This window comes from Petrotoga sp. 8T1HF07.NaAc.6.1 (assembly GCF_016772115.1).
Classification (GTDB): Bacteria; Thermotogota; Thermotogae; order Petrotogales; family Petrotogaceae; genus Petrotoga; species Petrotoga mobilis.
In genome coordinates this window covers 1-11686 of the sequence record NZ_AUPG01000028.1, presented here as the reverse complement: position 1 = coordinate 11686, position 11686 = coordinate 1, and the positions used below count along the sequence as shown (strand labels likewise).

Annotated in this window: 9 protein-coding genes and 5 pseudogenes; 3 read left to right on the top strand and 11 right to left on the bottom strand. The window is 28.5% G+C overall.

Annotated elements, in window-relative coordinates; genetic code table 11:
* Window positions 1–577, top strand: a pseudogene (locus NAAC61_RS10385) (hypothetical protein); the annotation flags it as partial.
* Window positions 578–598: 21 nt separating this feature from the next.
* On the opposite strand, the gene NAAC61_RS10380 reads toward NAAC61_RS10385, so the two are convergent.
* The 8 genes and pseudogenes from NAAC61_RS10380 to NAAC61_RS11410 form a co-directional block, all read right to left on the bottom strand.
* A complete protein-coding gene (locus tag NAAC61_RS10380; RefSeq protein ID WP_113074474.1) occupies window positions 599–859 on the bottom strand; it encodes a DUF2442 domain-containing protein in 261 nt (86 codons plus the stop codon).
* An 11-nt stretch (window positions 860–870) separates the two neighbouring features.
* Window positions 871–1138, bottom strand: a pseudogene (locus tag NAAC61_RS11415) (DUF4160 domain-containing protein).
* A 378-nt stretch (window positions 1139–1516) separates the two neighbouring features.
* The gene (locus NAAC61_RS10375) at window positions 1517–2110 is read right to left on the bottom strand and encodes a hypothetical protein (RefSeq protein ID WP_202695989.1); all 594 of its coding nucleotides are present in this window, start codon (window positions 2108–2110) and stop codon (window positions 1517–1519) included.
* Between the two features lie 297 nt (window positions 2111–2407).
* Complete coding sequence (locus tag NAAC61_RS10370; protein WP_202695988.1) at window positions 2408–2785, bottom strand: hypothetical protein; 378 nt, start codon at window positions 2783–2785, stop codon at window positions 2408–2410.
* The gene (locus NAAC61_RS10365; RefSeq protein WP_202695987.1) at window positions 2778–3656 is read right to left on the bottom strand and encodes an ABC transporter ATP-binding protein; all 879 of its coding nucleotides are present in this window, start codon (window positions 3654–3656) and stop codon (window positions 2778–2780) included. The genes NAAC61_RS10370 and NAAC61_RS10365 overlap by 8 nt, the downstream gene beginning before the upstream one ends.
* Before the next feature lie 416 nt (window positions 3657–4072).
* Window positions 4073–4708, bottom strand: coding sequence for a hypothetical protein (locus NAAC61_RS10360; RefSeq protein ID WP_202695986.1), 636 nt, complete (start codon window positions 4706–4708; stop codon window positions 4073–4075).
* A gap of 766 nt (window positions 4709–5474) precedes the next feature.
* A pseudogene (locus NAAC61_RS10355) lies at window positions 5475–6093 on the bottom strand (ABC transporter ATP-binding protein).
* A 184-nt stretch (window positions 6094–6277) separates the two neighbouring features.
* Window positions 6278–6496, bottom strand: a pseudogene (locus tag NAAC61_RS11410) (integrase core domain-containing protein); the annotation flags it as partial.
* Between NAAC61_RS11410 and NAAC61_RS10345 the strand changes: the two are divergent.
* Window positions 6495–6659: a hypothetical protein gene (locus NAAC61_RS10345; RefSeq protein WP_158245199.1), complete on the top strand. Its 165-nt coding sequence runs from the start codon at window positions 6495–6497 to the stop codon at window positions 6657–6659. The pseudogene NAAC61_RS11410 and the gene NAAC61_RS10345 sit on opposite strands and share 2 nt — an antisense overlap.
* 296 nt (window positions 6660–6955) lie before the next feature.
* Here the strand turns inward: NAAC61_RS10345 and NAAC61_RS10335 are convergent, their stop codons facing one another.
* The 3 genes from NAAC61_RS10335 to NAAC61_RS10325 all read right to left on the bottom strand — a co-directional run bounded on the left by NAAC61_RS10335 (window position 6956) and on the right by NAAC61_RS10325 (window position 10465).
* Window positions 6956–7360, bottom strand: coding sequence for a transposase (locus NAAC61_RS10335; RefSeq protein ID WP_202695984.1), 405 nt, complete (start codon window positions 7358–7360; stop codon window positions 6956–6958).
* A gap of 182 nt (window positions 7361–7542) precedes the next feature.
* Window positions 7543–8004: a hypothetical protein gene (locus tag NAAC61_RS10330; protein WP_202695983.1), complete on the bottom strand. Its 462-nt coding sequence runs from the start codon at window positions 8002–8004 to the stop codon at window positions 7543–7545.
* 781 nt (window positions 8005–8785) lie between these two features.
* Window positions 8786–10465 (bottom strand): ABC transporter ATP-binding protein, encoded by a 1680-nt coding sequence (locus NAAC61_RS10325; protein ID WP_202695982.1) that lies wholly within the window; start codon window positions 10463–10465, stop codon window positions 8786–8788.
* Between the two features lie 461 nt (window positions 10466–10926).
* Here NAAC61_RS10325 and NAAC61_RS10320 point away from each other — a divergent pair.
* A pseudogene (locus NAAC61_RS10320) lies at window positions 10927–11686 on the top strand (hypothetical protein); the annotation flags it as partial.

Sequence of the window (11686 nt, the reverse complement as noted above, 5' to 3'; positions counted from 1 at the left end):
AAAGTTAAGGGTAGAAATGCAACTTTCTGAATTTTTTACTTCGTATCTTGTTCATTATTACAAGCAAGAGGTTAAATTAGAGAAGGTGATTAAAGAGATAGAAAGTGAAAGTTTAATCAAAGAAAGATGTGATTATTACACAAGAGAGTTAATAAACTCAATATTTGAAAAAACTCCAAAGATAGATGTTGATTCATTACTTGCAAACAACCAAAGACAAAAAACATTCACAAGCAAAGATATAACTTTTAAAGAACATCCTTACTATTCAGCAAGGAAAATCCTTGTAAAAAGGTTCATGAAAGATTTAAATAAAACATACTTACAAGAGTTCATTAAAAAATATATAAAACTTGATTCAAATCAAAAAAAGATAATAGAAAAGTTCATAATGAACTATGGAAGGTATTATGAAATAAGAAACATACCAAAAGAATTAAGACCAAAAATGCCAAAAGAAATTAATTTATTTGTGAAGAAATACACTTTAAAAAGAAAGTTATCTGCAACTTCTTTCTATGTTTTTGAAGGTGATGAAAGAGAGAAGATTGTTGAGGCGTTAAAGGTGTTTAGTTGAGCGCAAAATAGTTTTAGGATTTTAAGAGGTTACAATGTCCTCGTTTTCTAACTTGGTACTGTTTTTGTATAAAAATTCGGGATCGATGTCTAAGCCATTACTCCATTCAATAGTATCAAATGATACTCTTACCGATTTAAAAATTTTTTCATCTTTTAAATCTTTAAATAGTCCTTTATCTAAGTAAGGCTTCATATCAAATATTTTTTTCTCTTTGTTATCGAATGTCAAAAGTAATTTGTAATTTTCTAAAGGTTTTACTTCTATTACTCCAATATACATTTATATCACTCCTATCGTATAGGATCTATGGGTAAAGGTAATTCTCCCTTCATTGCAAGATTCCAATCTGCTAATAATTCTTCTTTTCTCAATTCTGCCCAAGCTAATACAATTTTTAATTGTTTTTTTTGGTAAATTTCCTTCTATTAATCTGCAAGAATTTATATCTATTATGACTTTGAATTCACCATACTATGCATGAAAATGTGGCAGATTATACTCTTTCGGTAAACAATACATTCTTATAATAATTCCGTAGAACATCGATATTGTAGGCATAAAATCTCCTTTTTCTTATATAAATGAACTCAATCAAATTATATCATATACTTTAATTTCAAGAAAAGCAAAAAAGCGTAGTTGTCTCCCCATTTGTTACTAAATAAATTTTCATCCCTTAGTAAAACTCAAATATAGATTGAAATATATTTGATAATAGTTACAGTATAGTTGATTAAAAAGAGAAAAGTGAATGAATATAGCTCGTTAACAATAGAACCAAAGTAAGTACCATGTTGTTTTTAAATGAAAATTTAATCTACCGCTATTTCTTGTTTTTTTAATCGAATAGGGATAAATAAAAACACCCTTTAGAATTTTGAATTACTAACATAAATATCTAATGATAATTTGCTCACATTGAAAATGCACCTTGTTTTAACTCAAAATCTTCTCCTTATCTTTTTCTGCATAAAATAAGGCTAATATTCCTGAAATTACAAAACTAATGAATAAAACGGTGAAAACTAAAAAATCTAATTGAGGAACGTTTATTGCAATTATTACTCCAAACATGATAGCAATAGTGAAGATAGAAGAAAATTTATCAGATCTATACCAGATACTATAACCTTCAACTAAAATATAGGCAGTCGTCCATACGACAGCGGCAATAGCAAATAAAAGATAACTCCATCCTCCTATTATGATTATCGCCGGTAATGAAAGAAGAAGAATAATCGTTCCAATTAATCCCCCCGTTAATCCTCTGATCAACAAAATTGCCCTTGCACTTGAAATAACTAAAAAATAGTCTATTAACCCTTTTGATTTGTCTATTCTTCTAAATCTATCTGATTGAATAAACAAGGGTACTGTTACAATTAAAAGTATGGGAAGATAATTTAAAAAAGACAAACCGATATATTTTGAGATGAAAAGTAATATATATATAACAATAGAAATTGTTATAACAACAAACCAAAGTGGTTTATTTAATGATTTAATCTCTAACCAAAAAATATATTTCATTGTTTAATCACCGCTTTTTCTTTATCCAAAAACACTACAATTAGAATGTCTATCATAAAAAAAATTAAAATGGAAACCGAAGTAAAATGAATCCACGAAATGTCTATTTGTCTGATAAGCTGTAAAAAAGGAAGTATGATAATAGACAGAAAAAAGAATATTGAATAGATAATCCCGTAGACCCATTGAACTTTTAATGAGAAAAGTAGGTAAGTAGAATTACTCAAAGCAATGAGGAAACCTAGCACAAATGGTATTAATAAAATGTAGAAAAAAACAATTAGAGTAAAAGAGCCTTTAAAAATAAACAACATGATCAAAGCAAGTACTAATGAAGCTGGAATAACAAAAAAAAGTTGACATTAAAGCTCCAAAAAGACTAACTGATAATACATAACCATTGGGACTTATTGGCATAGCTAAAATGTAATCAAACATTTCTCTTTTCCAATCTTCTTTGAAATTAGTTACAGAACTTGCCACAAATAGAGTAGAACTGATTAGAAAAAAGAATAATCCATTCCACGAGTTTGAATCATCTAATAAGCTCAATAATATAGAAAAGAAGAAAAAAATAACTATATAAATAACACGAAAGATCTTATTTAAATTAGGAGTCTGTTTAAATTTTCTAATATTACGTTTAAATTCACGCCAAAATATAGCTTTAAACATCTCTTTTTTTCTCCTTTCTATAAACATCTTCAAGAGTTGTTTGTTCTTTGTCTATACTTTTTATTTCTATATTTTCTTTAGAAATAACTTTTATAACATCAGTTATCTTCCCTGCCATAAGTCTTATGAAAATCCTTTTTTCTTTAGAGTCATAAGAAGTAAAACCATACATCTCTAAGGATCTTAATAATGAATTTGGTGCTTCATCGTTTATAATTATCTGGTAATCTTCACTCTCACTTTTTAAAATATTTTCTATTGAATCCATTTTCACAATCTTTCCATTGAAAATAAGAATAACCTTATTACATATTTGCTGAAGCTCGTATAGGTCATGAGAACTTATCAACATCGGAATTTTAGTTAAAGTAAGCTCTTTGATAAGGTCCCTTACCAGAAGTTTTCCATCTACATCTAACCCACTTGTTGGTTCATCCATTATTATGGCTTTTGGCTCTCTTAGGAATAAGCGTGCAATAGTTAACCTTTGCTTCATACCCCTTGAAAATGTTTTAACAAGTTTATTTCTAACGCCGTAAAGCTCAACCTTTTTAAGAATGTTGTCTATATTATTAACTTTTGCATGATATACCATTGAATAGAATTTAAGATTTTCATAAGCTGTTAGATCGTCATCCACCCCTGGATGATCCAATACAAAATCGATCTTCTTTCGAGCGTTCAAACTTGAATAAGGATTTTCACTGAAAACTTTTACTTCACCAGCAGAAGGTTTCAGAAGTCCAAGTATAAGTTTTATAGTTGTCGTTTTTCCAGCTCCATTTGGTCCAACATAAGCAATAACATCCCCTTCTTGTATGTTGAATGAGATGTTATCTAAAACCTTTGTTTTTCCAAACTTTTTTTTCAACGTTTTTGAGAAAAATCATCAAATCACCTACCTTTATAAGGCTCCCTTCTTGCAATATATTTCCTAAATAAAAAAGCTCATTCTTTTTTTAGCATATTTCAAAATAAAAGTTAAGAAATAAAACCTCCATCCGTCAATGTTATACCTATGCTTTTAGATTATATTTCCAAGGTATGCAGGTATGCAAGCGTAAGGTTTTTCCGAGACGAGGCGTGCAATCTTTCAACAGTTAACGCATTAAAAACGCATACTCCCATCGACATCTATTACACAACTATTTTTACATAAGGCATCACATCTGGCCATTTGCACTAATTATTTTCATGGTATAATATATGTGACATTATGAAGTCAAGTGGCGATTATGTAAGCAGTACAAATAAAATAATTGGATTTGTATATTTTAAAATAGACTTTTAGAGTAGAAAATGTTTATTATCAATATTTGTATATAAAGTTAACGATGATAACATTACTAATATATTCAAAGTCAAAAATATAGGAACGTATGAATCTGTAAAAATCAATATAATCATTGTACTTAAAACTACTAATGCAGAGATAATTTTACTGTAATTTTCAAATTTAAAATACGATAACAATGCAAATCCATTATATATAAAAAACAGTAAAATTACCAAAAGCAGTGTAAATAATATTTCGATATTAAATGTAATATTGTTCAAATATGCAATAAGTAAAAGCAAAAATATATTAGTAAAAAAATTACAGAAACTTCTTTTTATTATAATTAAATACTCTATCAATATCACTTCATATTTATTCAAAACACTCGATAATAAGTACTCAAATAAACCTATTTCCTTCTTATTCTCTATATAAAAAATATTCAAACCAGCTGCAGATAAAGATAAGAATGTAAAATAAATTAATATGTGTTTGAAATTAATAGTAAAAGTAGGTATACTAATTGTGACTATAGCGTATAAAACTATTATTATAAAGGCATATATTATATTTCTCAATAAACTAACTGATTTTTTATCTTCATAGGTATAAATTATTTTATAATAATGTAGCAATTTTTTCATCCACTTTTCCTCCTGCTATGCTTTATGCAGATAGGATATAATCTTTTAAAACATTGAATAATTTGATCTCCTAGTTGGAGTGTAAATTACTATTACTATCTTGAAATAATTATAATTGACACATCTGCTATTCTTCTTTTTCTCTCTGCAATAATCAAAATTAATAAACTAAGAATAAAAATAATAAAGCAGATTAATTCAAATCTAAATTCCACTTTTATTAGCTTTGGTAAATACATAAGTATTAATAATGCGAATAAGTTAAAGGTACTTGTGTTATTGATATATTTCGAAGGATCCATGGTTATATTAAGAGAGACTATATATGAAAAAGAAGTAGCAAAAGACCATATTATTAATGTCATAATATAAAATATCAATGATGTCCAATTTAAGGTTTTACTAAGGTACAGAGCTATTACTAAATAAATTAAAGGGAAAATAATGTAGAGCAAAATCACTATAGATTTTGAAAGGATAAATTCTTTAAAGTTAACGCCCATTGACATTAAGTATTCAAATCCCCCATTTAGGTGTTCTCGATAAAATTCATATGCAGGCAAATATATAATGATGCTACTTATAATTATTGCTGGAAGTACTAATGAATAATAAGCTAACATGGAAAGGTTAGGTGAGCTTTTATATAAATAATACATGCTTAAAGCAATGGCAGCAAACAAAAAATGTATAACTAAGTAAATTATTTTAACACTATTTAAAGAAGTTAATACCTTTATGTCTTTAAATATGAGCCTTTTTAGCATCATTGACATTCCTTGTATAATTTTTCAATATAAGTAGGATCAAGAGGATAATCTATTTTTTGTTCTTTAACAATGTGTCCTTTACTTATTATTCCTATCTTAGTACAAATCTTACTCAATTCATATATGTTATGTGATGATATTATAAATGTCATATTTTCTGTTTTATTCCTATCAAGTATATAATTTATAAGCCATTCTTTAGCTTCGATGTCTAATCCACTAAACGGTTCATCCAAAACAGCCAAATAAGGATTATTTAAAAACACTCTAGATAAAGATAATCTTTTTTTCATTCCTTGTGAAAAAGTTGACACCTTATCATTTTTTACATCAAATAGTTTTACTTCTTTCAATAATTGTGAAATTATTTGATCCTTATTATTAATATTATATAATTTAGCAAATAATTCTAAATTATCTAAAGCAGAAAGGCTTTCATATAGGCCATTTCGATGAAATAAATATCCTACCTTTTTTTTTATCTTGTATTTTGCTATTTTTTATGATCTTACCGATGTTTGGCTTGAATACTTCACTGATTATTCTTATCGTTGTTGTTTTTCCTGACCCATTGGCCCCTAAAAAACCATAAATATTTCCCTCTTCTACATTCATGTTGAGATCGTTTAAAATGCATTTTTCCTAAATAAAATATATTTTTCCAGCTTTAACATTTTTCTTCCCCCATTTTATTTAAAAGAAATGTACCAACAAGGTAAATCTCTAAAACAAGTCTTTTTTAATAATTGGTGAAAATCTCGGCCTCACCCCCTGTTATTGGAGAATAAATAAAGAAATCTTACTTTTTCACAAAAATGGTTTTGGAATTAAAAAAATTATTATCATCAGAAAAGGTTCTACTAAATTCATTAGGTGTCATATAATTCAACGAACCGTGTGGCCTTAAGTTATGATAAAAGAACATATATGCATTGTAAGCTTGAAAAACATCTTCAATATTTTCAAAAGAATTCAGTTGAACAAACTCTCTTTCAAGGCTTGAATGGTGTGATTCAATGAACGCTTGTGAATTAGGATTGTTCTTGTATCCAATCTGTGAAGAAACTATCGTCTTATCAAAAGCATCGATAATATCCAGTATGGGAACAAAGCCATCTTTCGTTGTAGGAATAAATTTAATATCTCCTTCCCAGAATCTATTGGGAGCATCTATTTCATGATTACTTGGTCTTTTCTTTGGATGTTTGAAATGGTTCCTGTACGATCTAACAAAGCCTAGTTCTTTTCTTAATCTGTAAATCTTTTTGTGATTAACAATTATTCCAAATTGGTTCTTAAAGGCAACAGATAACTTCTTATCTCCAACAGATTTAAAGTAAAAAGTTAGATCGTTTGGATTGTTATTAGAATAAATTGAAATTATAATCTTTTTAATACGTTCATCCTCAACAATTTGACCATTGATAGTATAAGAGAATCCTACGAATCTTTTTTGTTTAGTTTAGCCTTGTATGATTCACTTGTGGTTCATATTTTTTTTTAAAAGTTCTACTTCATCTTGCAATATTCTCAACTGTAATTCTTTTTCAAGAAGTATCTTTTCATAATAATTGAGTTTCTTTTTAAGATAAGCAGAATCATTAGAATTGTTGGAATCATCAGGCCTACTTATTCCAGCTGATTCATAAATAATTGGAGGAATCTTTGAGTAATCAGAAATCATAGACTTACTTCTTCCTTTTTTGGTATTAAACACAGAGTCAACATAATTAGACTTTTTGTACTTTTGAACCCATTGAGAAAGAGTGTTAATTGGTATAGAATACTCATCAGAGAAATCTTTTAAAGACTTTTCACTGTTAAGATATTCTTTAATAATTTGGAGCTTTAAATCGCTGGAATAAACCTTTTTCTTTTTCATATTCTCACCCCTTGTTTTATTTTACCATTTCTTTCATTCTTCTCCAATCTCCATGAGGGGTGATTACGAGTTAATTAATTTGTTAGTCAGGAAGAAATTTTATGTTTAGCTGATTTCTAGCTATAAGTATTTTGTAATTTAATACCTCTTGAAAGTTTTGATAGTTGTGAAATCGTAATAGATTAAAGTGACACGCCCGTATCTCTTCGAAAAAGTTCAACCATGTACTTCTCTGAATTGTTATGAGCAAAATAAATTTTTGCATATAAATCTTCTCTTCTGTCAAAAGGCAATAAAAGATGATAGCCACTCTTAACTAAGCAATCGCCCTTTTCAGTTTTAACGGTGCATTCAACGCGACCTGTTACATAACTTCCAATCCTAATCCAAGGCGAAGAAATTATTCTTACAACAGAACCCTCATAACAAAGACCCTCTCTTTTCAAAGTTTCAAGTTTGCGTCTATTATAAATACTTTTAATTTTTAGTCCCACACCAAAAATAATCCACAAAGTACCATTAAGTATGAATGCCCAACTTCCGCCTATAACTAAAAATATTACCCCTATTAAGAATAATGGAATACCAAATAAGAATAAAAAAAACTTATATAGCCCTTTCCAAGGCGTTTCTATAATTTTCACCAAGTCACCTCCAAGTTTTGAGAAAAAGTTGAATTCAAATGACATCATCATGGCTGTCATAATTTTATTTACACCGTTAAACACAATGGTATCTACGTTAGGTGGTCATAATCTTTGCTAATGATTATACTTTTACTACAATAAATCTAGAACTATCACAAAGGTTGAATATCTAGTTAACCGATTTCTATTTCTCATACATACACCTAATCAGGTAGGTGTATGTATGAATGAATGATACAATACTTTTAAGCCACTTTATACAAAACAGAACATTGATTTTTAAAACACTCAAATAATAAATCTCAATGGACTATCTAATAAATCAAAAGAACCTTTTATTCCTTTATAAATTAATATAGTAGAAAAAAACAAGTTAATTTTGTAGCTGCTTGTATTTATCTCAATAATGAACAAGTTAAAGTTGAGTCCTTCTGCGTAGATCCTTATCACAGTGCTAAATACTTAGTTAAAATCCACTATACAGAACAAAAGGAGTGTTCTGTACCTGGTATGGTTTCAAGTAGTGAATTCTTTGTCCAAATGGTTTAAAAACTTATGGGTATATACTTTTCTACTTCTCAGAGTCATCAGACCAAGGAAGAACATCAACCACACATGCAAAGCAAGCGTTGGCAAAGCATGCGTCAAGTCCACAAGCAACCGCCACACAACCATTTAAATAACAACCATTTCCTACACACGCTGCTGCGCACCTCAGGCATCGAACACACACCTCTACAAATCCTTTTTTCCTCTAAATTTCTGATATCTTAGAAAATTAGACATTTTGTTCACTCCAATTGTTTGGCTTTAACATCAAATTTATCGTTCTATTGCATATATCATTAAAATAGTCGGAGTGGTCTATTATTATGCATATTTTTTCACATAATTCTGTATCTATAAACGATTTAATTAACTCTTTTGTTTCTTTATCTAAATGTGCAGCTGCTTCATCAAAGATAAATAAATCGGAAGAATCTGATTTTATAAGTGCTCGCGCTATTGCTACTTTTTGTATTTCTCCTCCAGAAAGCTTTATCCCATTTTCCCCTACTAAGGTCTTATCCTTTAAAGGAAGGTTATCTATAAACTGCTTTAACCCAGATTTTTTTAGTGCTGTCTCGTATTTTTCCTCACTTACGTCCCCTGCTATTTTTATATTGTTCTCTATGGTATCGTTGAATAAGAATATCTTCTGTGAAACTATTGATATTCTACTTCTTAAAGATCTTTTTGAAAGTTTTTTCAACTCTATAGAATTTATTAAAATTTCACCGTCATAATTGTCATATAAACCTAATATCAATCTTATGATTGTAGACTTTCCACTACCATTGGGTCCTTTCAAAAGTAATTTATCTCCTCTTTTTGCTTTTAAATTAAAATTATTTAAAACAGTTTCTTTCCCATCAGGATAGCTAAATGTCACATTTTTCATTTCAATCATATTTATTTCGTTTATTTTTATTTTATCGGATGTTTCACTCTCTTGAGGATACTTTAAGAAGAAATCCTTGATTCTATCAAGAGCTACAAAAGCTGGTTTGAAAGTAAACATACTTAAATTCCAATTGATTACTGGGGCATATAATTTTCCAAAATATCCGGCAAATGCCATATAAGTTCCTATTGATAAACTTTCTTGGAGAACACCTTTTCCACCTATATAGAGAAGAAGAACACTTACAATTGAAGAAAGAAGAATAATAACTTCAGAGCCAACCGATAATAGGATACTGTATTTTATCGAAGATTTCACATAATCTTTATTGCTTTTGTTTATCTTTTCAGTTTCTTTATCTTCTAAATTCATTCTCTTGATTTCTTCAACCCCACTTACTGACTGTTGAAATTTACCATGAAATGTAGCTGCTTTTTCCATTGTTTGACTTGTGAGTTTACCAAAAGCATTTTCAAATGTTTTTGTGATTAAATAGAATACAGGTATTATTAAGACTAAAATTAGAGTTAACTTAACGTTCATTAAAAACATGATTACCATTGCTCCTATGAATTCAAAAATGCTCAGAATCAATTTGAAACTTTGCATAGAAAATAATGGGCTTAAAGAATCAACTTCTCCAAATCTTGAAACAATGTACCCACTTTCACTGTTTGAAAAAAATTCTAATGGTAATTTTATAATGTGATTTGTCAAATCTTTTTTTATTTCTAATAAAGTGTTCTGACTAACTATGGTGAAAAGTGCCGAACTTAAATAATTAAATGTGCTTTTTAAAATATAAATTACAACAAGTATTAAAACGTATTTTGTCAGAATACTCAAGTTTTTCATCATTATTCCTTCATCAAAAGCTAACTTGGTAACATAGGGAGGCAAAAGAGAAATTAGCGATAAGCCAATTAAAAAAAGAAATGATATAATAAATAATTTTATTTTTGGTTTTATGTAATTAAAAACAAATTTCACAAATTGAGTATTTTTCACATTCATGTTTCTTGGGCCTCCTTTTAGATAAGCTGACTTTGGAGAGAGAGAAGGAAAGTATTTTGATTATACTCACCTTGCTTTATCCAAATCCAATCAGTACTAATTTTGATATGTAATGAGTAACACTTTTCTCTTACAAACTCAAAAGACCATTCACTATTTTTATCATACCCTTTTCTATATGATTTTCAACAGATTTTTTTGTTGGCCTGAAATATAGATTGAAATATATTTTCAGAGATTGCCTTAAAAAACCTTATGTAAACTTTAATTAAGATGTTTTTTATCATGTTTTATACTCTGTTTTCGCTTTCTCTTTTTTGATGATAGTTACAATAGAGTTGATTAAAAAGCAAAAAGTGAATGAATATCGGCTCGTTAACATTGAAAACAAAGTAAATATTATGTTATTTTTATATGACAATAGTGGAACAAAAATAGATATTCATAAGGAGATAATTCAAATGCTTTTAGAATTAGTTACCAGGTTGTCAACTTATGGACAGTTTGGAAGACCATTGATGAATTATCTTGAATCAACTTCTTTAAATGATGAAACAAATGAGTACATAGAAATATTGAAATTATATTGGGATATCAATTATGATGAAGTCATCGAAAAAATAGAAAAAGACATTTCAAAACTACGAAAAGGTAGCTTGTATTATGTACTTTTATCTATTAAACTGTCAGCTTTGCATAGATTAAAAAGAGAGCAGGGAGTTAAAGATATTTATGTTGAATTAAGAGACAACTTCGGTGATATTCCTCAATATGTTAGAGGACTTGTTGTACAATCTTTAAGAAACATACGAGAATTGTATTATGAATCCAATGAAAGTATGAAAAAGATTAGATATTGGAGTGAAGAATACGAAAACAATCCTGTTGATAAAGGATTTATCCTCATGGCTGATGCAAGAGAGAAAAAGAATGAAGGAAAATATGAAGAAGCGACTCAGTTAAACATTGAAGCATTTAAGATATTGAAAGATGTTCCTCATCCATCTGGGATAGTACAAGCTTTAAACAATATAAGTTGGTGGTTAAAAGATGTAGATAAAAGTATCGCTTTAAACTTTAGCTTAGGATTGGGATTTTACCTTGGTTATTACTTTGACGATGATAATTACAAAATTTTCAATTCACTTGATACTATCTTTCAAGTACAAAAAGAAAGCAACGATCCAATGATGTATGAAACAGCGTTTATCTTCTCAAAGT

What these genes read in the sequence shown, in the direction of transcription:
- NAAC61_RS10375 (WP_202695989.1), bottom strand. Translation starts at nt 2,110, where the DNA reads ATGAAATATATTTTTTGGTTAGAGATTAAATCATTAAATAAACCACTT.
- NAAC61_RS10370 (WP_202695988.1), bottom strand. Translation starts at nt 2,785, where the DNA reads ATGTTTAAAGCTATATTTTGGCGTGAATTTAAACGTAATATTAGAAAA.
- NAAC61_RS10360 (WP_202695986.1), bottom strand. Translation starts at nt 4,708, where the DNA reads ATGAAAAAATTGCTACATTATTATAAAATAATTTATACCTATGAAGAT.
- NAAC61_RS10380 (WP_113074474.1), bottom strand. Translation starts at nt 859, where the DNA reads ATGTATATTGGAGTAATAGAAGTAAAACCTTTAGAAAATTACAAATTA.
- NAAC61_RS10325 (WP_202695982.1), bottom strand. Translation starts at nt 10,465, where the DNA reads ATGAATGTGAAAAATACTCAATTTGTGAAATTTGTTTTTAATTACATA.
- NAAC61_RS10335 (WP_202695984.1), bottom strand. Translation starts at nt 7,360, where the DNA reads ATGAAAAAGAAAAAGGTTTATTCCAGCGATTTAAAGCTCCAAATTATT.
- NAAC61_RS10345 (WP_158245199.1), top strand. Translation starts at nt 6,495, where the DNA reads ATGAACGCTTGTGAATTAGGATTGTTCTTGTATCCAATCTGTGAAGAA.